17 protein-coding genes are annotated in these 22,252 nt (G+C 70.3%); 5 read left to right on the forward strand and 12 right to left on the reverse strand.

Annotation, left to right across the window (positions count from 1 at the left end; translation table 11 throughout):
* Window positions 1-68: 68 nt before the first annotated feature.
* The 5 genes from E3O39_RS07190 to E3O39_RS18940 all read right to left on the reverse strand — a co-directional run bounded on the left by E3O39_RS07190 (window position 69) and on the right by E3O39_RS18940 (window position 6,749).
* Window positions 69-1,550 carry a DUF5719 family protein gene (locus E3O39_RS07190; RefSeq protein ID WP_134449027.1) on the reverse strand — a complete coding sequence of 494 codons (1,482 nt, stop codon included), beginning with the start codon at window positions 1,548-1,550 and terminating at the stop codon, window positions 69-71.
* Window positions 1,540-4,872: a glycosyltransferase gene (locus E3O39_RS07195; protein ID WP_134449028.1), complete on the reverse strand. Its 3,333-nt coding sequence runs from the start codon at window positions 4,870-4,872 to the stop codon at window positions 1,540-1,542. Before E3O39_RS07195 ends, E3O39_RS07190 begins: the two co-directional genes overlap by 11 nt.
* 104 nt (window positions 4,873-4,976) lie before the next feature.
* Window positions 4,977-5,315, reverse strand: a complete 339-nt coding sequence (locus E3O39_RS07200; RefSeq protein WP_134449029.1) for a WhiB family transcriptional regulator — start codon at window positions 5,313-5,315, stop codon at window positions 4,977-4,979.
* Between the two features lie 180 nt (window positions 5,316-5,495).
* Entirely contained in the window at window positions 5,496-6,464 is a 969-nt protein-coding gene (galE, locus tag E3O39_RS07205; RefSeq protein ID WP_134449030.1) for a UDP-glucose 4-epimerase GalE, read from the reverse strand.
* Window positions 6,465-6,608: 144 nt separating this feature from the next.
* Window positions 6,609-6,749 (reverse strand): hypothetical protein, encoded by a 141-nt coding sequence (locus E3O39_RS18940; RefSeq protein WP_166787366.1) that lies wholly within the window; start codon window positions 6,747-6,749, stop codon window positions 6,609-6,611.
* 93 nt (window positions 6,750-6,842) lie between these two features.
* Here E3O39_RS18940 and E3O39_RS07210 point away from each other — a divergent pair, with 93 nt between their 5' ends.
* The gene (locus tag E3O39_RS07210; protein WP_134449031.1) at window positions 6,843-7,823 is read left to right on the forward strand and encodes a GlxA family transcriptional regulator; all 981 of its coding nucleotides are present in this window, start codon (window positions 6,843-6,845) and stop codon (window positions 7,821-7,823) included.
* A 42-nt stretch (window positions 7,824-7,865) separates the two neighbouring features.
* Here the strand turns inward: E3O39_RS07210 and manA are convergent, their stop codons facing one another.
* Entirely contained in the window at window positions 7,866-9,167 is a 1,302-nt protein-coding gene (gene manA, locus E3O39_RS07215) for a mannose-6-phosphate isomerase, class I (RefSeq protein ID WP_134449032.1), read from the reverse strand.
* Window positions 9,168-9,317: 150 nt separating this feature from the next.
* On the opposite strand from manA, the gene E3O39_RS07220 reads away from it, so the two are divergent.
* Window positions 9,318-11,468 carry a hypothetical protein gene (locus E3O39_RS07220; RefSeq protein ID WP_134449033.1) on the forward strand — a complete coding sequence of 717 codons (2,151 nt, stop codon included), beginning with the start codon at window positions 9,318-9,320 and terminating at the stop codon, window positions 11,466-11,468.
* 45 nt (window positions 11,469-11,513) lie between these two features.
* Here E3O39_RS07220 and E3O39_RS07225 read toward each other — a convergent pair whose 3' ends face one another.
* Genes E3O39_RS07225 through E3O39_RS07235 form a run of 3 tightly spaced genes read right to left on the reverse strand, consistent with a single transcriptional unit; the run spans window position 11,514 to window position 13,904 of the window.
* Window positions 11,514-11,834 (reverse strand): metal-sensitive transcriptional regulator, encoded by a 321-nt coding sequence (locus E3O39_RS07225; RefSeq protein WP_134449034.1) that lies wholly within the window; start codon window positions 11,832-11,834, stop codon window positions 11,514-11,516.
* 1 nt (window position 11,835) lies between these two features.
* Window positions 11,836-12,138 (reverse strand): rhodanese-like domain-containing protein, encoded by a 303-nt coding sequence (locus E3O39_RS07230; protein WP_134449035.1) that lies wholly within the window; start codon window positions 12,136-12,138, stop codon window positions 11,836-11,838.
* Window positions 12,135-13,904 (reverse strand): FAD-dependent oxidoreductase, encoded by a 1,770-nt coding sequence (locus E3O39_RS07235; RefSeq protein ID WP_134449036.1) that lies wholly within the window; start codon window positions 13,902-13,904, stop codon window positions 12,135-12,137. Before E3O39_RS07235 ends, E3O39_RS07230 begins: the two co-directional genes overlap by 4 nt.
* 92 nt (window positions 13,905-13,996) lie before the next feature.
* On the opposite strand from E3O39_RS07235, the gene E3O39_RS07240 reads away from it, so the two are divergent.
* A complete protein-coding gene (locus E3O39_RS07240; protein ID WP_166787367.1) occupies window positions 13,997-15,301 on the forward strand; it encodes an O-antigen ligase in 1,305 nt (434 codons plus the stop codon).
* Window positions 15,302-15,369: 68 nt separating this feature from the next.
* Window positions 15,370-16,686 carry an O-antigen ligase gene (locus E3O39_RS07245; RefSeq protein ID WP_134449038.1) on the forward strand — a complete coding sequence of 439 codons (1,317 nt, stop codon included), beginning with the start codon at window positions 15,370-15,372 and terminating at the stop codon, window positions 16,684-16,686.
* Window positions 16,687-16,694: 8 nt separating this feature from the next.
* Here E3O39_RS07245 and E3O39_RS07250 read toward each other — a convergent pair whose 3' ends face one another.
* Both E3O39_RS07250 and E3O39_RS07255 read right to left on the reverse strand, forming a co-directional pair.
* The gene (locus tag E3O39_RS07250; protein ID WP_241985000.1) at window positions 16,695-17,873 is read right to left on the reverse strand and encodes a glycosyltransferase family 2 protein; all 1,179 of its coding nucleotides are present in this window, start codon (window positions 17,871-17,873) and stop codon (window positions 16,695-16,697) included.
* A 39-nt stretch (window positions 17,874-17,912) separates the two neighbouring features.
* Window positions 17,913-19,175: a lipopolysaccharide biosynthesis protein gene (locus tag E3O39_RS07255; RefSeq protein ID WP_134449040.1), complete on the reverse strand. Its 1,263-nt coding sequence runs from the start codon at window positions 19,173-19,175 to the stop codon at window positions 17,913-17,915.
* Window positions 19,176-19,242: 67 nt separating this feature from the next.
* On the opposite strand from E3O39_RS07255, the gene E3O39_RS07260 reads away from it, so the two are divergent.
* On the forward strand, window positions 19,243-20,154 hold the full coding sequence (locus tag E3O39_RS07260) for a glycosyltransferase (RefSeq protein WP_134449041.1): 912 nt from the start codon (window positions 19,243-19,245) through the stop codon (window positions 20,152-20,154).
* A gap of 28 nt (window positions 20,155-20,182) precedes the next feature.
* Here the strand turns inward: E3O39_RS07260 and E3O39_RS07265 are convergent, their stop codons facing one another.
* Window positions 20,183-22,213, reverse strand: a complete 2,031-nt coding sequence (locus tag E3O39_RS07265) for a hypothetical protein (protein WP_134449042.1) — start codon at window positions 22,211-22,213, stop codon at window positions 20,183-20,185.
* Between the last annotated feature and the right edge of the window lie 39 nt (window positions 22,214-22,252).

Here is a 22,252-nt window from a genome sequence, read left to right on the forward strand (position 1 = left end):
TCCGGTCGAAAGTTCCCGGTACGCGGGTCACTCTCGACCGGAAAGGTACCGGTCAGTGCGTGCAGCCGTCAGTGCGTGTAGACGCGGATCGACTCGGCGAGCGGGCCCGGCGGGCGCACCGGGAACGAGGCGACCATGCCGGCATCCGCATAGCCGACCGACGACACCGTCTCGGAGCCGCCCGACACGATGTACCGCGTCGACGCGAAGAGCGGCAGCGCTCCGGCCGCACCGGCCGCGACCGTCACGCTGCCGGACGCACCGTTCTCGGCGGTCGCCGTATAGGTCACGTCCTTGGTGCCCTGATTCAGCAGGTTGAGCAGCGGCGAGGGTCCCGGCGCCGTGACGACGGCGAAGTCGCCGGTGAGCGAGGCGGAGGACGCGAACCAGGCGAAGTCACGGCCGTTGGTGCCGGTCGCCGAGCCGAGGGCCGAGGCCACGACGGGCTGGTCGCTCGAGACGGTGAGCGAATAGCTGCCGACGGCGAGTCCGGAGAGCGGCACGTCGGTCGCGAGGCCGGGCTGGAGGGTGACCTCGACGGAGGTACCCGCGGCCTGGCCTCCCTCGCTCATCACGCCGATCTGCACGGTCGCAGCCGTATCACCGGGGGCGAGCAGACGCACAGAGGGTGTGTCACTCGCGACCCCTCCCGCGTCGCTTCCGGCGTCGTCTGCTGGAATGTTCTCGATACGCAGGCCGGCGATGCTCTGCTCGAGGCTCGGGTCGACGGATGTCCCGAGCAGGTCGACCCCGCCGGTCGCGAGGCCGCGCACGATGCTCTGCTGCAGGGTGGCCACGACCTGGCCGCCGTGGGTCGTCACGTGCACGACGGGAGAGCGGAGGTTCGGCGCGAGGCCGGCGAGCGAGACGACGCGCTGGGCGCCGGGCTGGACGAGGATCCCTGTGGAGCCCGGCGCGGTGACCCGGCCCGATTCGCCGAAGACGTCGAGGTCGACGGTTGCAACGACCGTTGTCGGGTTGCTGAGCAGCACGAGGGTCGTGCGGCCGACATCCGTCGACCCGCCGACGAGCCAGGATTCGCCGGTGGCCTCGCCGCAGGCCGCGACGGCGAGGCCGCCGAGGACGGCCTCCGCCGCGACGGACTGGGACTGGCTGCCGGCCACGAGCGGTGCCGTGGACGCGCCCTTCGCGACGGGGATGTTGAGCTTGACGGGGGCGCCGTCCGTGGTCTTGCGGTTGTCGACGGCACTGAGCAGGCTCGCTGACGGTGCGCTCCATGCGCCCGCGGGGACCGCGGCCTTGGATGCGGTCGTGGCGGGAGCCCAGGCGCCGGATGCGGTGTCCGGGCGCCCGAGCGAGCTCGCGGACTTCGCCTGCGTCGAGTCCTCTGCGAGGGTGAGCAGCGGACCCGGGCAGACCCGGACCTGCTCGCTCGGAACCGGCGCGACGGCGAGATAGGCCGGGGCGGTGCCGAAGGCTGGCCAGGGCACGACGACGGCGGCCGCTCCGAGCACGCCGGCGACGCCGAGCACGCCGAAGGCGATGAGGAACCGGGCACCGGTCCGGGCGATGGCGCGCTTACCTGGCATTGTTCGGGTCCTCCTGTCCACTCGGACGGTCGGCAGGCTCGACGGGGTCCGTCGCCTTCTCCTCGCGGGGTGACGCTGCCGGTTCTTTGGGCGGAGCAGTGCCGGGGGCGACGTGCTCGGCAATCTCGCCCGCGGTCACGTCGGCAGGGCCGTCCTCGGTCTCGTCGCCGTGGCCCGAAGTGAGGGCGAGGTCGGAGGAGCGCTCCCGTTCCGCGGCGTGCGCGAGTTCGACAGCGGCGGCGAGCTCGCCGGCCTCCGCGGCCTCGGCGGCTTCGGCGGCTTCAGCAGACTCGATCGCCTGGGCGGCCGGGGTGCCCTCGGCCGGCACGATCGCGCCGGCCTTCACGCTGCGCCGCAGTGCGGCACGAGCCTCGGAGCGGGCAGACCGCGCCTCGGACTTCGCACTGCGTTCTTCGCGGTGGAGATCCCGTGCCTCTGCCTTGCGGTCCTGGGTGTCCGAGCGGGCCGAGCGGCGCATGGCGTCGCGATTCGCCTGGCGTACGGCTTCGGGGCCTGCCCCGGTCGGGATCGACAGGAGCAGGGCTGAGCCGACCGTGATCGCGGCAAGAAGCAGGGCGGCGAGAGAGAAGACTCCCCCGGCGCGGGCCGGGACCTCGCTCGCCGTGACACCGGCGGCGGAGGCGGGCCCGTCATGGCGCCAGAGCCGCCCGTACGCGGTGTCCCCGACGGGCACGAGCGCTGCTTCGCCGTCGAGCGCGGTCGTCGCCCTGGCGAGGGTCTCCGTGGCCGCGACGCTTGCCGCCGCGGCACCTCTGCCGGTGTCGGTGAGGGCGGCCGGCCGCAGCAGCACGAAGCGGATGCCGAGGTCGGCCAGTCCGGCCGAGGCATCCAGTCCGCTGCGTGAGGCCAGGTTTCCCGCGAGCGTGGCGAGTTCCCTATCCGCCGCGGAGAGCGTGGTCGTGGTGTTGACGAGGGTGCTCTGCTCGTTGAGGGTGGTGCCCGCGCCGCGCACGATCGTGGCGAGGATGCCGCCGTTGGACTGCGGGACGATTTCGAGGGTGCCGACCCGGGCATCCGTCTGCGCTTCTGCCGTCACGAAGGCGGGCTGGGTGCGGTCGCTGCCCTCATGGACGGCGCTCAGCTCGAGCGGGAGTGCTCCGGCGAGCGGGACGACGGCGACAGCGAGAAGGACGGTTGCGGCGACGGCGGGGGCGACGGCGAAGCGGCGGAACTCGCGCAGGGCGAAGATCACGGCGCCGACGAGGCCGAGCCAGTAGAGGCTCAGGCCGGAGCCGGGCCAGATGCTGACGCTCGCGGCGCCCGTCGTCGCGAGGCTGAGCTGCGTCGCGGCGATCGCGGTGCCGGCGCCGAGCAGGGCGGTCAGGACCGCGACGCTCGCGCTGCGGATGCTGGGCAGGAACAACGAGAGTGCGGCGAGGATCGCGAGCGGGGCGAACAGGACCGGGATGATCCAGGACAGCGGCAGGCCCTGCAACGCGGGGGCCTGGCCGAGCAGCGTGCTCCAGCCACCGAAGTCGCCGGTCGGGAAGCCGAGCAGCAGCTGCCAGTCCGGGGCGGGGGTGCTGGGCACCGGCACCCCGGGGTCGGCGAGGAGCGCGAGCCACGAGCCGCGCAGGCCCTGGTCCAGGATCAGCGGGAGCGCGAGGGCGACGGCGGGCAGCGGGATGCCGATGAACCGGGCGATGCCGCGTCCGCTGGCGACCGAGCAGAGCAACCACAGGATGAGCAGCGCGGGCGTGAGCGAGGGGGCGCAGAACAGCACGGCGGCGAAGAGCAGGGATGCTGTCGCCGACGCGGACCACGACCGGCCGGCGGAATAGCCGGCGAAGAACAGCCAGGGCAGCAGCAGGTGCGCGAGGATCGCGGCAGGGCGACCGGCCGAGAACGCCGTGAGGAAGGTCGGGGCAAGCACCCACAATGCTGCGGCGGTGAAGCGGAGGAGCCCGCGGTCGGTCAGGCGGGTCGCCGCGAGCCAGGCGCCGAGTGCCGCGAGCGGGAGGGCGACGAAGTAGAGCAGCACGAGCGAGTACGACGGGGCCCAGAACGTGAGCGAGCCGAGCACGGCGAGCACGGCGGCGAAAGGATCTGCGGCGCCGACGAAGCCGAGGCCGAGGTCGCGCCAGCCGTATCCAACGCTCGCCCAGAGCCCTGCCGGGGTGCTCGACAACGGCAGGAGTCCCCCGCCGGCGAGGTTCTGCGCACCGAGCAGTGAGGCGAACATGATGATTCCGACGAGCGCAGCCGCGAGCACGGTCCAGGCGCCGCCGCTCGCGAAGAAGTGGATCTCCGGCCGGTCGGCGCCGAGGCCGACGAGCACCGCTTCGCGCTTGAGGGCGTGCCTGCGGCGGACCTCGGCATTCGTCAGGCGCAGGGACGCGATCGACCCCCAGCCGAGCGTGCGGGTCTCGGCGAGTCGACGGCGGGCATTGTGCACCCGGGAGCCACTGAACGCGGTGCGGAATGCGGCCGAGAACTCGCCGGGAATCGCGCCGGGCTCCTTCTGCAGCAGCGCTCCGATGGAGCGGAAGAAGGCGAAGGGCACGAGCGCGATCCAGTGCAGGGGGATCAGCCACCCCGCGGAGTAGACGAGGCGCCGGTGCAGCTGTGCGGTCCTGGCCACCCGGAGTCGCTTGCGGCGGGCCCGTCCGCGCGAGGACCCGCTGAGCCCGGCGACACCGTCGCCCGCCGAGGCGACGCGCGCCGCGGCGACGACGGACACCCGGCGGCCGGACAGGCGCACGCGCACGCAGAAGTCGAGGGCGTCGTCCGCGGACGGCAGGCCGGGGTCGAAACCGCCGAGCTGGTTCCAGACGCTGTGGCGCACGAGCATTCCGCCGGCGTCGACGGCGAGCACGTCGCTCATGCCGTCGTGCTGGCCCTGGTCGAGTTCGCTCTCGACGAGGGTCACGGTCGCCCCGCCCGGCGTCATCGACAGGCCGACGTCGTGGATGTAGTCGTGGGCGCGCCAGTCCATGATCTTGGGTCCGGCGACGGCGACGGAGGGTGCGATCTCGAGTTCGCCGAGCAGCGCTGCGAGCGCGCCGGGTTCGGGGGCACTGTCCTGGGCGAGCAGCCAGAGCATCTCGCTGTCGGATTCCGGCGGCGCCATCACGCGCACGGCGGCGGCGATCGCCTGCCCGAAGGTCAGGTCGGAGTCGGCGGAGATGAAGTGCGTCGGACCGTGCGCGGCGAGCAGCTGGGCCGTCGCGTCGCTGGATCCACAGTCGACGGTGATGACGACATCCGGCTGACGGGTTTGCCGACTCAGAGCCTCGAGAGTGCGCTCAAGGTGTTTCGCGCCGTTGCGGGCGACAAGGATGGCTGTGACTCGTGCATGCATATCAAGCCAAGCCTAGGTTGCATCGTCGTTGTGCGGTGGCCCCTGGACGGGCGTGCCCGATATGCACGGCCCGATTCACGCGGCCGATGTGGGTGGGAACGGCGTCAGCTGGCGCGCTTGCGCAGTTTGCGCCGCTCGCGTTCGGAGAGACCGCCCCAGATGCCGAAGCGTTCGTCGTTGGCGAGCGCGTACTGCAGGCACTGGGTGCGCACCTCGCACGAGGTGCAGATCTTCTTCGCGTCCCGGGTGGAGCCGCCCTTTTCGGGGAAGAACGCCTCGGGGTCGGTCTGGGCGCACAGCGAATCCGCCTGCCAGGCGAGGGCGTCGCCTTCGTCGGGAAGGGTGTGTCCGGTGCTGTCCTTGCGAATTCCGGGAATGCCCAAGCGAACGGGATCGACGAACCAGTCCTCGGGTACTCCGGAACGATACTCGGCTTGCGTCATATCGTCTCCCACCCCTTGCAATACGTGCCCTAATAACTCGTCCGCACTAATTACAGCCGTGTAATTCCCCCACGTCAAGTCGCCGATAATAAACCCTCAATGTCGGCTGGAGAGTTTCGACTCGCCCAAAGACAGAAAATGTGACCTCGCCGGGGGCTTGACGAATATGCGTCCAGAGCCCTATGAAACGGATGCCGCCTGCCGCGATTCCCAGGCGCTGCGCACCATTTCTTCGAGGCTGTGCCGCATCTTCCAGTCGAGGTCGCGTGCCGCGAGCGCGCCGCTCGTGACGATGCGGTCGGGGTCGCCGGCCCGGCGGGGACCGATGTCGGGCGTGAAGTCGATGCCGGTCACGCGGGCGACCGTCGTCATGATCTCGCCGACGGAGACGCCGTCGCCGCTGCCGAGGTTGTAGACGGGTTCGATCGCAGTGCCGGCGTCGAGGAGTCGGGCGGCCGCGACGTGCGAGACGGCGAGGTCGGCGACGTGGATGTAGTCGCGCACGCAGGTGCCGTCGGGGGTCGCGTAGTCGTTGCCGTTGATCCGCGGCGTGCGGCCGGCGAGGAGCGCGTCGAAGATGATCGGGAACAGGTTGTGCGGGCTCGTGTCGCGGAGCTCGCGGGCACCGGAGCCGACAACGTTGAAGTAGCGGAGCGCGGTGTAGCTGAGTCCGGCCGCGACGGCCTGGTCGCGGAGCAGCCACTCGCCGATGAGCTTGGTCTCGCCGTACGGGGACTCCGGGCTCTTCGGGGTCTCCTCGGTGACGAGCGAGGTCGTCGGGGTGCCGTAGACGGCCGCGCTCGAGGAGAACACCATCCGCTTCACGTCGGCTTCCTGCATTGCAGCGAGGAGGGTGGCCATGGCCGTGACGTTCTGCTCATAGGTGTGCAGCGGGCGCTGCACCGAGACCCCGGCGTACTTGAAACCGGCGACGTGCACGACGCCCGTGATCGGGTGATCGGAGAAGGTGTTGAGGAGAAGGGGGCCGTCGAGCAGGTCGCCGTGAACGAACGGCACGGACTCAGGGACGAATTCGGCGTGGCCGCTCGAGAGGTCGTCGACCACGACGACGTCGATGCCCTCGGCGAGGAACGCGCGGACGATGTGGGATCCGATATAGCCGGCTCCGCCGGTGACAAGCCACGCCATGTTTACCCTCGCAGGATCGCTCGGCAACCTAGCGATGCCGGTGCTGCCAGCCTAGCGTTCGGGCCGATTCCGGCGCTGCGCGCCCCCTGCGCCGCTTCGCGCCAGGCGTGCCAGGCGCGAAGCAGCGGAAGTAGCGCGTGTGGGTCAGGGCCAGTCGTCGTCGGGGCCGTGGGTGCGCCGGGCGATCTGCGGGTCGCCGTAGCCGTCGCGGGTCACCGTGCTGAACGTCGCGACGGCGCTCCAGAGGGTGAGGAGGGCGAGAACCAGGACCAGGAATGTCATCATGGCAGGAACTCTAGGCATTGCGATATCCTGCCGCGAGTGGCAGTCTTGCCAGTGTTCGACCATTTCCTGCCAATGCCGTTACCGGAGGTTCGCATGCCCGCCGCGCTCGCCCCTGCCTCGCTCAACAAGGTCGTCTGCATCGCCCTGCCCGACATGGCGCCGTTCGAGTTCGGCGTGATCTGCGAGGTCTTCGGCATCGACAGGAGCGACACCGGCGGTCCCGTCTTCGACTTCCACGTGACGGCCGCCGAGCCCGGGCCGATCCGCACCAAGCTCGGCTTCGACATCATCGTGACGGAAGACCTCTCCGCGGCGGCCGACGCCGACCTGCTCGCGATTCCCGCATTCGACAAGGGCACACCGGTGCATCCCGCCGTGCTGCAGGCCGTGCGCGACGCCGAGGCCCGGGGCGCCTGGGTGCTGAGCGTCTGCAGCGGCGCGTTCGTGCTCGGCGAGGCGGGCATCCTCGACGGCCGGCGCAGCACCACGCACTGGATGTACACGGATGCCCTCGCGCGCCGATTCCCCCAGACCCGGGTCGACCCCGACGTGCTCTTCGTCGAGGACCGCCGCGTGGTGACCGGGGCCGGTACTGCGGCCGGCATCGACGCGTGCCTGCACATCGTGCGGAAGGTGCTCGGGGCATCCGTCGCCAACAACATCGCCAGGCGGATGGTCGTGCCGCCTCAGCGCGACGGCGGCCAGTGCCAGTTCATCGAGGCACCCGTCGTCGACTGCGACAGCGACTCGTTCGCGAGCGTGACCGCGTGGATGCTCGAGAACCTCGACCGCGAGCTGCCCGTCGAGGAGCTCGCCCGGCGCTCGCTGATGTCGCCGCGCACCTTCGCCCGGCGCTTCCGCGCGGAGCTCGGCACGACGCCGACGGCGTGGCTCAACCGGCAGCGCCTGCTGCGGGCGCAGCAGTTGCTCGAGGAGAGCACGCGGAGCCTCGAGGAGATCGCCGGCGACACCGGGTTCGGCGGGGCCGCCGTGATGCGGCACCACTTCCTCAAGGTGCTGCAGACCACCCCGACCGCGTACCGGCGCACCTTCGGGGCCCGCCGCGCCGGCTGACCGCCGGGCTCCTCGCGCCGAGCAAAGACCGGCGAGCGGGGACTAGGGGGTTGTGGCGAGGAAGACGTCTCCGGCGCCCGCGAAGGTGAGGGTGCCCTCGTCGGGGGTGATGTAGACCGATTCGCCGCGCTTCAGGGTGACGGATGCCGTTGCACCGGCCACGAGGAAGCCTCCGGCCGTGCAGAGCGCGATTCCCGGTCCCGTGAGCGTGAACTGGCGCATCGGGACCCCGGCGGCGGGAGCGGCAGCATCCGCCGCAGAGGCCTCGATGTGCACGAGCGCGAAGTCGTCCACGTCGGGCCGGTACTCGGACACGCCGGGCGTGTGCACGATCGGGGCCAGGTAGGGCACCGGAACCGGAGAGAAGGCGAGCACGTCGAGAAGTTCGTCGACGTCGATGTGCTTGGGGGTGAGCCCGCCGCGGAGCACGTTGTCCGACGCCGCCATGAGTTCGATGCCGAGCCCGAGCAGGTAGGCGTGGATGTTGCCGGCCGGCAGATAGAGGGCCTCTCCGCGTTTCAGGGAGACCCGGTTGGTCAGGAGGGAGATCACGATGCCGGGGTCGCCGGGGTACGCCACGGCGAGGTCGCGCACGGTCGCGAGCTCGAGCGGGAACCGGATCGCGGCCCCGCCCTCCGCGAGGTACACGGCGTCCTTCGCGAGGCTGACCACGCGCTCGACGAGCCAGGAGACCTCGCCGGTGTCGCCGCCGCGCCCGTCACGCAGCAGCCAGTCCACGGTGTCCCGCAGGCCGGTGTCACCGAGCAGCCGGCTCTCGAGGGCGTCGAGGGCTCCGGGCTGCGGGTTCTCCGACGCGGCGTCGAGGGCGCGCAATTCCCCCACGATGCGCCGCACCTCGCCGAGCTCGCGGAAACCGCAGAGCGCCTCGAAGGTCTCGCTCAGCGCGAAGATGATCTCGGGCTTGTGGAACTGATCGCGGTAGTTGCGGTCGAAGGCATCGATGGGGACGCCCGCGGCGTTCTCGAGGGCGAAGCCGGTGCGCGCCCGCTCACTCGTGGGATGCGCCTGCAGCGAGAGCGGGCTCGCGGCGGCGAGCACCTTGAGCAGGAACGGCAGCCGCGGAGGCACCGACCCTGCGTCGGTCTCCCGCTCCGCGAGCGCGGAGCCGAGAGCCCGCTCGGGGTCCGCGAGGATCCAGTCGACGAGGGTCCTGGCCCCGCCCGTGCGCGAGGGATCCTCGATTACCGACGGCGACCCCGGGTGCGCCCCGAGCCAGAGTTCGGCCTCCGGCTTGCCAGACGGAGTCGTGCCGAGCAGTCCCGAGATCGCGGTCGTCGAGCCCCACGCGTAGTCCCGCGGTGTATTGCTGATGCCCACAAACATGACTGCTCCTGTACGTCTCGTGCGACTCGGTTGAGTCCAAACTATCAAGGCGCCCACGGATGCCCGGCGACGGTCCCCCTTGACACTCGCTACCTTAACCGGTTTAGTGGGGAGTGCTGAACCGGTTCAGTACTCAAAGGAGAGTCACGCATGACGCACAATGCCGTTGGTTTCCGTTTCACCCCGCGCCGATCGGCGCTGGGCTCCGTCGCCCTCGCGAGCGCGGTCTCGCTGCTGCTGTGGGGAGCCGGTGCGGGAGCCGCGGCCGCACAGCCCGGCCGGGCGGCCGCATCCGTCGCCGGCGGCACCGCAACCGCGGTCGGCAGCACCACCACGCCACCGGCCCCCGCCGCAGGCCAGCCGCTCACCAACCTCGCTCACCTGGACTTCCTGCTCGACGCGGTTCCGCTCACGCAGACCGCGGAGCACACGACCTACCGCCTCGCCGAGCAGCCGACCGCGCAGGCGCCATGGACCTACGCCAACCGCAACGCGGACGGGAGCTACACCCGCATCGGCGGCGGCTCCCTCGACGCAGGCACCGGCCACTGGAGCCAGGGCGCATACAACGCCGACGACATCGCCCGCACCGCGGTCGTCTACCTGCGGCACTGGAAGCTCACCGGCGACGCCTCGAGCCGCGACCACGCGGTGCAGACCCTGCGCGCCCTGACCTACCTCCAGACCGCGTCCGGCCCGAACGCCGGCAACGTCGTACTCTGGCAGCAAGCCGACGGCACGCTGACCCCGAGCGCGACGCCCAAGGAACTGCCGGACCCGAGCGACTCCGCGGAGTCGTACTGGGTCGCCCGCACCCTCTGGGCCCTCGGCGAGGGCTACGCGGCCTTCTCAGGTACCGGCGCCGGCGGAGACCCCGCCTTCGCCGCGTTCCTCCAGGACCGGCTGCACCTCAGCCTCGACGCGCTCAACCGGCAGTCCCTCGCCCGGTACGGCACCTTCGACGTCGCCGACGGCGTGAAGGTCCCGGCCTGGCTCATCGCCGGCGGGGCGGATGCCTCGGCAGAGGCCGCCATCGGCCTCGCCGCCTTCAGCGCGGCCGACCCCGGCGACAGCGTTGTGCGCACCGCGCTGACCCGGCTGACCGAGGGCGTCGCCGCGATGTCCTCCGGTTCGCTCACCCAGTGGCCGTTCGGCGCGATCCTGCCGTGGAACAAGTCGCAGTCGCTCTGGCATGCCTGGGGCGGCCTGGCCCCTGCCGCCGTCGCGACGGCCGGGACCGTGCTCGGCCGACCCGACCTGCTGAAAGCCGCCGTCGCCGACTCCGCCCAGTTCACCCCGCAGCTTCTCGCCGCGGGCGGCGCGGACAACGCGTGGAGCCCGACCCCCGGCGAGGCGCAGATCGCCTACGGCGTCGACTCCCGGGTCGAAGGCCTCGTCGCGACCGCGAAGGCCGCGAACGCGCCCGGCCTGCTCGACGTCGCCGCGATCTACGCCGGCTGGTTCTTCGGCGCCAACCGCAGCGGCCTCCCGGCATACAACCCGGCGACAGGCACCGCGATCGACGGCATCGAGCGCGACGGCCGGGTCAACCCGAACTCGGGCGCCGAATCCACGATCCACACCCTGCTGACCATGCTCACCCTCGACGCGAACCCCGAGCTCAGGGCCAAGGCGCTCGGAATCGAGAAGACCGTCGCAACCGCAGGACTCAGCGTCGTCGAAGCCGAGTCCGGCACGATCACCGGCGGCTCGGTCGTCACCCCCGCATCGGCGTGGACCGGCGAGGCCAACCTCTCCGGCGGCGCATACGTGAGCCTGACGAAGGGCGGGTCGCTCAGCGTCCCCGTCCCGGCGAACGACCAGGCCCGCAACGTCTACCCGATCGTGAACCAGACCGAAGCCCGCTCAGGGAACACGAGCTGGGCATCCGCCCGGGCAGCGCTCGGCAGCACGGCGAACGGTGGCGCGGGGGCGCAGGGAATCACGGATGCCCCCGGCCGCCTGCTGCCGCTCTCACTGTCCCGCACGCTGCCGGCCGGCTCGACCGCTGTGACCGGCACGTCGAGCGGGGCGGCGGCGATCGACGCGTTGCTGCTGCAGCCGCTCGTGTCCACGGTCACGGTGACCGGACCGGCCGGCGATTCGACGCTGTACGTGAGCGCCGCGCGGGAGTCCAGCGTGCGGCCCGTGCTCGTGCCGCGCGGGTTCCGGCTGGAGCAGGCCGCTTACGATGCCGCTGGCCGGCCCGTCGCCCACGCGGATGAGCGGGGGAACCCGGCTCGCGCATCCGTCACGGTCGCCCCCGGCGGCTTCACGGTCACGCACCTGACCCGGCGCTGATGCCCCGCCCGCCCCTGACCCGTGGTCAGGGGCGGGCGCGCGGGGTCAGGCGAGGGTGAGGAAGAGTTTCTCAAGCTCGTCGACCGTGAGCGCGTTCGGGGTGTCCGGGTTGTCGATGCAGTCGCGCATCGCGGTGGACACGATCACGAAGCCCGCCTTGTCGAGGGCGCTCGACACCGCGGCAAGCTGGGTCACGACGTCCTTGCAGCTACCGCCGGATTCGACCGCGGCGATCACCGCGCCGAGCTGGCCCTGGGCCCGGCGCAACCGGTTCAGGATCTTCTTCTGGTTCGCGGCGTGCGCGGCCCCCTGCACAGCGGTGGGCTGAACGGCGGCATCCGCTACGGCGACAGTTTCAGTAGTCATCTCAGGCCTTTCCGGAAACGGGCAGCCCGGCGCGCTGCCACGCGTCCATGCCGCCGACGACGTTGATCGCGTCGATGCCCTGCGCCGCGAGGAAGCCGGTCGCCTGGGCGCTGCGCCCGCCGAGGTGGCACACCACGTAGACGGGGCCCGTGCGCGGCACCTCGTCTACGCGCTGCACGAGCTCGCCGAGCGGGATCAACCGCACTCCCTCGGCGTGGACAGTGTCGTATTCGGACTGTTCGCGCACGTCGACGATGGCGGGGTGGTCGAGCGCGGCGAGTTCCGCGACAGTGATTTCCTTCATGCGACGATCCTTTCGGTAGAGAGAGTGGGAACTACGGGGGAAACAGGAGGAGCAGGAGCGACCGCGGCGCGGGGCGACGCGGCGAGCGCCGCGGCCCCCGCCGCCCAGGTTTTGTAGCCTCCATCGAGGTTACGCACCTCACGGCCGAGCTGGCTGAGCAGCCGCGCGGCGGTGTGCCCGCGCTGCCCGACCTGGCAGTGCACCACGAGCGGCCCGGCCGGCAGGTCGCCGAACCGGTCGCGGAGCTCGTCGAGCGGCACATTGATCGCCCCCGGGATACTCTTGGCCGCGAACTCGCCCGCCGTGCGCACATCGACCAACGCCTCGCCCGCGGCGAGCGCCGCGGCCAGTTCGTGCCACTGCAGGCTGCGGGTGGTGCCGGCCGCGAGGTTGTCCGCAACGTAGCCGAGCTGGTTGATCGGGTCCTTCGCCGAGCCGTACTGCGGCGCATAGGCGAGCTCCAGCCGACTGAGAGCGGATGCCGTCAGCCCGCCGGCCATCGCCGTCGCGATCACGTCGATCCGCTTGTCGACCCCGTGACCGCCCACGATCTGGGCGCCGAGGATCGCGTCCGTCGCGGCATCAACCAGGAGCTTGACCGACATCTGCTCGGCCCCCGGGTAGTAACCGGCGTGGTCGCTCGGGTGGGTGTGCACGACCCGGTGCCCCCGGCCGGAGGCCAGCAGGCGCCGTTCACTCCAGCCGACCATGGCGACGGTCGTGCCGAAGACGCCGACGATCGCGACGCCGAAGGCCGGCTCCGCGGCGACGGCGACCCCGGAAGCGCCGGCTGCGCTGTCGGCAATGCTGTCCGCGGCGGCGCGGCCGTGCCGGTTGGCGAGCCCGGCCATCGCGATCCGGGTCGGCCCGCCGCTGATCGCATCGATCTTCTCGGCGCCGTCGCCGACGGCATAGATGAGCGGGTCGCTCGTCCGCTGGGTGTCGTCCACCCAGATCGCACCGCTCTCGCCGATCCGCAGGCCGGCCGCAGCGGCGAGCGAGGTGTCCGGGAGCACTCCGGTCGCCTCGATGATCAGGTCGGCCGCGACATCCGTTCCGTCGCTGAACAGCACGCGCCCGGCGGATGCGCCCCGCACCGAGGTGTCCACCCGCACGTCCACGCCGTGCGCTTTCAGCACCGCGGCAACCGGGGCCGCCATCTCAGGGTCGAGCGGCCCGAGCACCTGGCCGGCGAATTCGACGGCCGTGACCTGCACGCCGCGCAGGACGAGGTTCTCGACAGCTTCGAGGCCGATGAAGCCGGCGCCGATCACGACGGCGGCGACCGTGGCGGCGGGGCCAGTTTCGGCGGAGCCCGGCCCGGACGCGCGCGTGAGGAGCGCGGTGATCTGGTCGACGTCGTCGACCGTGCGCAGGGTGTGCACCGGCAGGTCCGACCCGGCAGGGAGCACGCTGCGGGTCGTCGCCCCGGCCGCGAGCACCAGACGGTCATAGCCTTCGGTCGTGACGGTCCCCGTCACCGTGTCCCGAACGCTGACCGTCCGGGCCGCACGGTCGATGCCGGTGACCTCGTGGTCGATGCGCACGTCGAGGCGGAAACGACTCGCGAGTGACTCGGGCGTCTGCAGGAGCAGCGCCGACCGGTCTTCGATGAGGCCGCCCACGTAGTAGGGCAGCCCGCAGTTCGCGAAGGACACGTAGTGCCCGCGCTCGAATACGATGATTTCTGCCGCTTCGTCGAGCCGGCGCATCCGCGTCGCAGCGGACATGCCGCCCGCCACTCCGCCCACAATAAGAATCTTCATGGCTGAACTATACCCCCATGGGTATAAAAATGTCTGGGTGGCTGTGTGCTCGACAGCAGCCGGGCGGGAACCCCGGCAGTACTCTAGGACTCATGCCCGCCGTACAGAGCCGTTTCGTCGTCCGGTCCTTTGCGACGCTCGTGTTCTTCACGGCCCTCGCCGGTCAATTCTGGCGCAACCTGCTCGGCTGGTGGGGCTTCGGCGCCATCGCGGTCGTGGTTCTCGTCGGCAGCGTGGTGTTGCTCGTGCGCCTGAAGCCGGACTGGGTCTGGTCGAAGTTCCCGCGCTCGATCGGCGTCTTCCTCGTGATCCCGACGCTGTCCATCGCCTGGTCCTTCTACCCGGGCGCCTCGGCCATCGGCGTCGCCGTGCTCTGGGCCACGACGATCGCCGCGCTCTTCCTCGCCCTCGTGCTCAGCTGGGCCGAACTGCTCCGCACCCTGGCCGCGGCGCTCCGCTGGGTGATCGCCCTGTCGCTGCTCTTCGAAGTGATCGTCGGCGCCTTCGTGCGGCAGCGGGTGCTCCCGCTCTGGGTGTCCTACCCCGGCGAGAAGATCCCGGACGCGTTCTACTGGTCCCGCGGCCTGCTCTTCCACGGCGGCCCGATCGAGGGCATCGTCGCCAACCGCAACCTGCTCGGTTTCGTCGCTCTCCTCGCGGTCATCGTCTTCGCGGTACAGCTCGCCGCCCGCACAGTCCGGCGCGGCTGGGGCATCGCCTGGCTCGCCGCCGCCGCGGTCGTGCTGGTGCTGACCCGCTCTGCGACCGTGACCCTCGCCGCCGGCTCCGTCGCGATCGTGCTGATCTTCGCCCTCTGGACCCGCCGCCGCGGCCCGCAGCGCCGCCGTCCCGTCTATGTCGCCGCCACAGGCCTCATCGTCGCCGGCGGGGTCGCGGTGGCAACCCTGTCGCCGTGGCTGCTCAGCCTCTTCGGTAAAAGCGAGGACCTCACCGGCCGCCTCGACATCTGGGCGAGCGTCACCGGCCTCGCCGTGCAGCGGCCGGCATTCGGCTGGGGCTGGGTCAGTTACTGGGTGCCGTGGGCCGAACCCTTCGCGGGCCTCGCGAACCGCAAGGGCGTCGTCTACCTGCAGGCGCACAACGCCTGGCTCGACGTCTGGTTCCAGGTCGGGGTGATCGGCCTCATCGCCTTCGTCGCGATCGTCGCCGGCGCACTCTGGCGGTCCTGGTTCCTCGCGGTCGACCGGCCGCGCACGACCGTCTCCGACACCGCCCCGTACACCGTCTCCGCCCTGCTCCCGCTGCTCCTGATGGCCGCGCTCATCGCCCAGAGTGTCGCAGAGAGCCGGCTGCTCATCGAATACGGCTGGGTTCTCCTCGTGCTCGTCAGCGTCACCACCAAGAGACAGCAGGCCTTGAACCGGCCGATGCCCTAGGCATCCGTGTGACTGCGAAACACGCCAGACCGGGCGGGGCGGATGCCGGCGGGTAGCCTAGGAAGCCCATGAACTCCCGCGCGCACTCCCCCGAACTACCGAGGGCACTCATGCGGCTCTTCCGGGGCCCGCACTTCGCCACGGCGCTGACCCAGGCGACGATCGCGACAGCGTTCGGCTCGGTCTTCCTGCGCGGGCTGGTCGGCTGGCCCGGCCTGATCGGCGTGCTCGGCGGACTCGTCGTGCTCGCCGCGTTCTCCCTCGTCGCCCGCAGGAAACAGATCGAATGGCACGGGCTGCTGCCGATCTCGATCCTGGTATTCCTCGGCTGGTGCGCACTGTCCTTGCTCTGGACCGGGTACCCGTTCGCGACGGCGATCGGGCTCATCTACCAGCTCGCCTTCGCCTTCCTCGCGCTCTACATCGTGCTCGCGCGCACCATGATCCAGATCGTGCGGGCGACAGGGGACGTGCTCCGGGTGCTGCTCGCGACCTCCGTCGCACTCGAGATCGTCGCCGGACTGCTGCTCGACGCGCCGATCCGGTTCCTCGACATCCAGGGGCATCTTGACGAGCTCGGTCCGATCCAGGGCATCTTCGGCTCCCGCAACGCGCTCGGGTTCGCTGCCCTCATCGCGGGTGTCACCTTCGTCATCGAGCTGCGGACCCGGTCGGTGCGGCGCGGGGTGGCGATCGTCTCGCTGATCGGGGCAACCGCCTGCCTCCTGCTCACCGGGTCTCCGGTCATCTTCATCGTCGCGGTCTTCGTCGGTCTCGCCGGTCTCGCCCTGACCTGGCTGCGCAACACCCCCCAGCCGCGCCGTCGGCTGCTGCAGTTCGCCCTCCTCGGCGTGACCGTCGTCGCCGGGGTCGTCGCGTTCCTCACCCGCGGGGCCATTGTCGAAGCGCTCAACGCCCGCAGCGAATTCGGCGTGCGCGCGACCCTGTGGCGGGAGATGTGGCGCCTCGTGGGGCTGCACCCGCTCGAGGGCTGGGGCTGGTCGGGCCTGTGGCCGGGGACCGCGACCCCGTACGGGTGGCTCGATTTCAGCATCCGCCGACACTACGAGACCGGACTGAACGCGTTCCTCGATGTGTACTTCCAGCTCGGCCTGATCGGCTTCCTGAGCTTCCTGGTCCTCGTCGTGCTCGCCTTCTGGCGGTCCTGGGTGCTCGCCTCCAACAAGCGCACCCTCATCTACGCGTGGGCGCCGCTCATCCTCGTGGTGCTGATCGTCACGAGCCTCGCGGAGAGCACTGTTCTCGTGGAGGCCGGCTGGCTGCTGCTCCTGATCTGCGCCCTCACGGCCGCGCAGGGCAAGAGCTGGCGCAGCGGGCTGCAGCCCAGGCCCCGCCCGCCCGAGACCGACGACGGGGCCGAGTAGAGCTGTCGCTAGCGCGGGCGACGGATGTCGATGGACAGGATCCCGAGGAACATCCCCGACATCGCGGTCTGGAACCCGAGCATCATGAACAGGGCGGCGGGAACCGCGAGCCGCATCGTGTCGACGGGGTCCTGGGCGCCGAATCCGGAGGCGGCCCAGACGCTCAGCTGGAGGATGGCAACGGCGAAGCCGATCACGAAGAGGATCAGGCCGACGATCACGCCGCTTTCGAGGCTCGCCCGCTGGGCGAACCGTTCGAAGGCCCGGCTGCGCGGCAGGTGGAAACCCTCGTGTTGCGCGTAGAGCTTCGTCAGCAGCGCAAAGAGCATCGCCTGGTAGCCCACGACGGCGAGCGCTGCGAGATAGACCTGGCTGGACACGTCGAGGCCCACGGTGCCGATCTGCACCGGTCCGAAGGTGAGCAGGATGGAGCCGAGGATTCCGAGGGCGAACGCGACGGAACCGGGGATCAGGAACAGCCAGCGCGGGTTGAAAAGGAGCAGGAACCGGAGGTGGCGCCAGCCGTCGTGCCAGCTGCGGAGGTGCGGCGGACGGCTGCGGCCGTCCTTCTTGAGCGTCGTGGGTACTTCGCTCACCCGGAGGCCGTCGAGGGTCGACTTGACGACGATCTCGCTGGCGAATTCCATGCCGGTCGTGATCAGGCCGAGGTCGAGGATCGACTGCCGGTTGAAGCCGCGCAGGCCGCAGTGGAAGTCGCGGATCTCCGAGCGGAACAGCATCCGCCCGATGGTCGAGAGCACGGGATTGCCGAGATATTTGTGCAGGGGCGGCATGGCGCCGGGCTCGATGCCGCCGCGGAACCGATTGCCCATCACGAGTTCGTCGCCGGCCCTGAGCCGTTCGACGAACTGGTCGAGGGAGCTGAAGTCGTAGCTGTCGTCGGCGTCACCCATGATCACATAGGTGCCTTTGGCGGCTTCGATGCCGCCCATCAGGGCGTTGCCGTAGCCCTTGGCCGCGACGTCGACGACGCGGGCGCCGTGCTCGATCGCGATCTGCTGGGATCCGTCGGTGCTGCCGTTGTCGGCGATGACGACTTCGCCGCGGACTCCCGACCGCGCCAGGTAGCCCTGGGCTTTGTCGATGCAGATCGCCAGCGTCTCGGCCTCATTCAGGCACGGCATGACGATGGACAGTTCGAGCTCGGCGACAGACGTGTCGGACATCATTTCCTTCGGGACGGCGGTTACAGCTAATCCTTCACCCTAGACGAGTGGAACACGGATGCCGCGCGGGGCATCCGCCTGCACGCGCCCGAACGATGCGGCGATGACCCACACTGCGGTCACGGTATACCCGGAGATGACTCCGGCCACGGCCGCCCACGACCCGGTCAGGACCGGCGTGCCCGCGACCATAACGATCAGGCCAACGACCAGGCCGACGACCGAGGCGGCCGTCGCAACCCGGGTGCGCCCCGTCGTCAGCAGGTATGCCGTGGCGACCAGGGAGATCGAGAAGGCGAAGACGCCGATCAGGAGGAAGGCCATGATCGGTGCGGCTTCCCGGTAGGTCGCGTGGAAGACGACGTCGACGACGATCGGGCTGGCGAGGGCGACAGCTCCGAAGACGGCGCCGAGGCCGAGGAACATCACTCCGAACACCATCAGGTACCGACGCCGCGAGGCGACCCGATCGGCCGCCACCCACTCGGTGAAGCGCGGGATGAGCACCTGGGTGATGGCCTGGCTGAGCATCGACGCGGGGGTGGCGAGCGACATCGCCGCGGCGAACAACCCGGCCGTGAGCGGTGGCTCGACGATGAATACAAACACCATCGCGAACTGGATCAGCCCGTTCGAGGCGAGCAATCCGAGGGAATTCCAGGAGATGAACTTCAGGATGCGCGCCGGCTCCAGCCCGCTCTCCTGCCGGAGCTCGTCGTGGCCGAGGTGTGCGCCACGGAGCGAGTGCAGCGCGAAGACGGCGTAGCCGATCGCGATCGGCCAGAGGAGCGCCCCGGGAAGGCGTGTCACCAGGACGATCGTGAGGAGCCCGATCGTCGTCGCCGAGGAGATCACGTCCCAGATTGCCGCAGACGTGATCCGGCCGAGGCCGACCTCGATCCCCCGCGCGAGGACATAGCCGGACCACGTCACGATCAGCACCCCGATCGCGATGGTGTCGCCGATGTCCGCCCCGAGCGCGATCATGGCGACAGGAAGCCCGATCAACAGCATTCCGGCGCAGGAGATCCAGAACGAGCGCTGGATCAGGCGGAGGGCGGGAACAGGAGAATGGCCGAGTGCACGCTCGTGCGCGAGGAAGTGCGCTGCCGCGTTTCCCGCCCCGGTCGGCCAGAGCAGCGAGAGGATCAGGGCCAGGGCGATCCAGGCCGAAACGTGAGCCAGATCCTCCGGCCCCATCACGCGGCCGATCAGCACCGTGTAGGCAAAACGGGCCAGTCCCTGAGCGAGGACACCACCGGTGGAGATGGCTGCCTGGGACATGAGCGAAGATGGTTTCACCTGTGAATGCTACTCGGCGAACACGGAAGCAGCGGTTCCGAAACCGGATGCCGCGAGGGAGAACCGCGTGACACTCGACATCATGATGCCGTTCTACGGCCGCGTCGACCATTTCCGCATCGCCGTGGAGAGCGTCCTCGCGCAGACGGATCCCGACTGGCGTCTCGTCGTCATCGACGACTGCTATCCCGACGTCACGGCCGGCGAGTGGCTCGTCGGCCTCGCAGATCCGCGGATCGTCTACCGGCGCAACCCGGTGAACGCGGGCATCAACGTGAACTTCCAGGCCTCGATCGACCTGGCCGTGAACGAGTGGCTGACCATCTTCGGCTGCGACGACGTGATGCTGCCCGGCTATGTCGCCCGGGTCAAGGCGCTCGGCCAGGCGCATCCGACCGCGGACTTCATCCACCCGGGCACCCGGGTCATCGACGGCGACGGCCGGGTCTACCGGCCGCTCGTCGACCGGATGAAGGCGCTCTACCGCCCGCACGTGCGCGGCACCATCGAGCTGGGCGGCGAGAAGCTCGCCGTGAGCGTGACGAGGGGCAACTGGATGAACTTCCCCGCGATCGCCTGGCGCCGCTCGGCCGTTGCCGCGGTGGGGTTCCGGCCGAACCTCTCGGTCATCCAGGACCTCGGCCTCGCCCTCGACGTGGCGTTCCAGGGCGGCAGCCTGCTGCTCGACGACGAGGTCGTCTTCGAGTATCGCCGCCATGCCTCGAGCGTCTCGTCGTGGCGGGCGGCGGAGGGCAGCAGGTTCGTCGAGGAGCAGCGCTTCTTCCGGGCACTCGCGGCCGAGTTCGAGGAGCACGGCTGGCCTCGGGCGGCCCGCACGGCCCGCTGGCACATCTCCTCGCGGATCAATGCCCTCACGCGCCTGCCCGAGGCCGTCTCCGCTCGTCAGACGGCCGGCATCCGCATTCTGGCCAGGCACGCCCTCGGCCTGAGCCTCGCAGAGCCGGCCGAACGCCGGTAGGTGCCGGCGAGAGCCGGGCGGCGTGTTTCTAGCGCGGGACGACCTGGTAGATCTCCAGGGTCGCCTTCGGCAGCTCGAAAGCCTGCACGGGCTTCAGGCAGGTCGAGTCAAGACGGTGATCGTCTGCGAGCACGTAGCCCACGTTCGCCTGTGCGAACGCGGAGCAGGCGTCGAAGGTGACCCGGATCTGGTCCTCAGCGGGATTGGAGACCACGGGCTCCCCGGGGCTCGCGACCCAGCTCACGCCGGCGAGTCGGTTCCACTGGAAGGCGTACTGGTTCGCCGGGTCGATGACGCCCCACATTGCGCGGGAGGGTGCACCCTGGAAGCCGTTCTCCGCACGCACGCCGGACTCCAGCAGCACCGCAGTCGTGAGTCCGCCGCCGATACCGACCCAGGTCTTCGGCGCCGAAGCGTCGAGGGCGACGACGGCCCTGGACACCGCCGTCTCGCGCAGATCGAGCACCCCGCTGTAGATCGGGTTGGTCAGGCCAGAGCCGGCGATCGTCACGATCAGGAACGCGGTCGCGGCGAGCCTCGGCTGACGGCGCGCGGCGAAGTAGATGGCCGCCGCTGAGAGCAGCGCCCAGAGCCACCAGAGCTGCACGGCCTCGAGCATTCCGGGGAGGTGCCGGATGGCCACGTATCCGATCGCGGCCTGGGAGAGCGCGAAGAGGCCGGCCGAGATCGCGGCGATCCAGAAGCCTGCGCGCACCCGGTGTTCGTCGAGGTAGCGCAGCACGTAGGCGAGCAGGCCGAGGGACGCAAGCCCCATGCCCAGCCGCACGCGGTTCTGGCTGGTCTTGTCGAGCAGCAGGAGCCGTGCGATCGCATCCCATCCGGGCACGTACAGGTAGGCGAGCAGCAGCAGGATCACGGCGGTGAGCCCGATGAGCGTCCAGGGCAGCATCCGCTTCGCCCTGGCCTGCCTGAACACGATCCAACCGACGACGGGCAGCAGGTAGATGCCGATGTAGAAGAAGGTCGACGCTTCAGAGCCGTTCGCTCCGAGCAGGCCTGGGCGCTGCGCATTGAGAGTCTGCGTGAACGAGGATCCGATCGCCGAGGCGAAACTCAGCAGGCTGCCGCCACCGGTCGGTGTCACCCGGTTGCCCGGGTACGTGGTGCCGAGGAACGCCTCGACGGTCGTGAGTTTGGTCGCGAGCCAGAGAACCGTCACGGCGGATGCCGCAACGCCGGCCACGAGCACCGGTCCGACCCGCGAGAGCACTGCCCGCAGCCCAGGGTTCTCCCGGCGACGCTCGATCACGAGGCCGACCGCGAAGAACAACACGACAAGTACCGCCGGAACGATGAAGGGCACGTAGATGCCCGTCGCCATGACCACCGTGAGGTAGCCCACGAGGGCCGCCCAGCCCCATCGGGACCGCAGGGAGCTGCTCGAGAACGCGTGGATCAACGCCGTCATGGCGGTGAGTGCCCACACGACCGGCCACAGCGTCGTGGATAGGTACCACCACTGGAAGAGCGGGCTGTAGAGGAATCCGACTGCGATCATCGCGGAGACGCCGGGCCGCCTGGGCAGCAACGTGACGAGGAACATGTACGCGGCGGCCGCCAGTGCGAGCCCGGGGAGCCACCATTTGAAGGCGATCGCGTGGTCGACGTCCATGACCATGAATCCCCAGAGGTGCGGCCGGAAGGCCACCGTCCAGTCGACCCGGGGCAGGTCCTGCGGCAACGTCGCATCCATCCCGCCGGGGAACGTCTCGTTCACGAGCGGAAGCCCCTGCTGCACCTGGGCGATCGCCCACACCGTCTGCACGTTCCATTCATCGGACCTGGTGAGCTGTGGCGTGCCCGCGATCAGGCTCGAGTCACTGCCGTAGGCGATCTGGCTGTGGAAGACGCCTGAGGACGACCCGTTGATTCCGAGTGCGACGAGCACGCTGCCCAGGATCAGGAGCAGCGCGGGGAAGGCGAGGAGGACCCGCGTGCGCGGCAGGCCGTCCGTGCCCGGTTCGGTGAACCGCCGATAACTGTCGCGCCAGGCGTGCAGCCGCGATCGCCCGACAACGGGCGTCAGATCCTGTGGCACGGCGAGTTCCTCCATCACTTGCGCGGAATACGTCCGCAT

Origin of the sequence: Cryobacterium sp. MDB2-A-1, assembly GCF_004402675.1 — a bacterium.
Lineage (GTDB): Bacteria > Actinomycetota > Actinomycetes > Actinomycetales > Microbacteriaceae > Cryobacterium > Cryobacterium glucosi.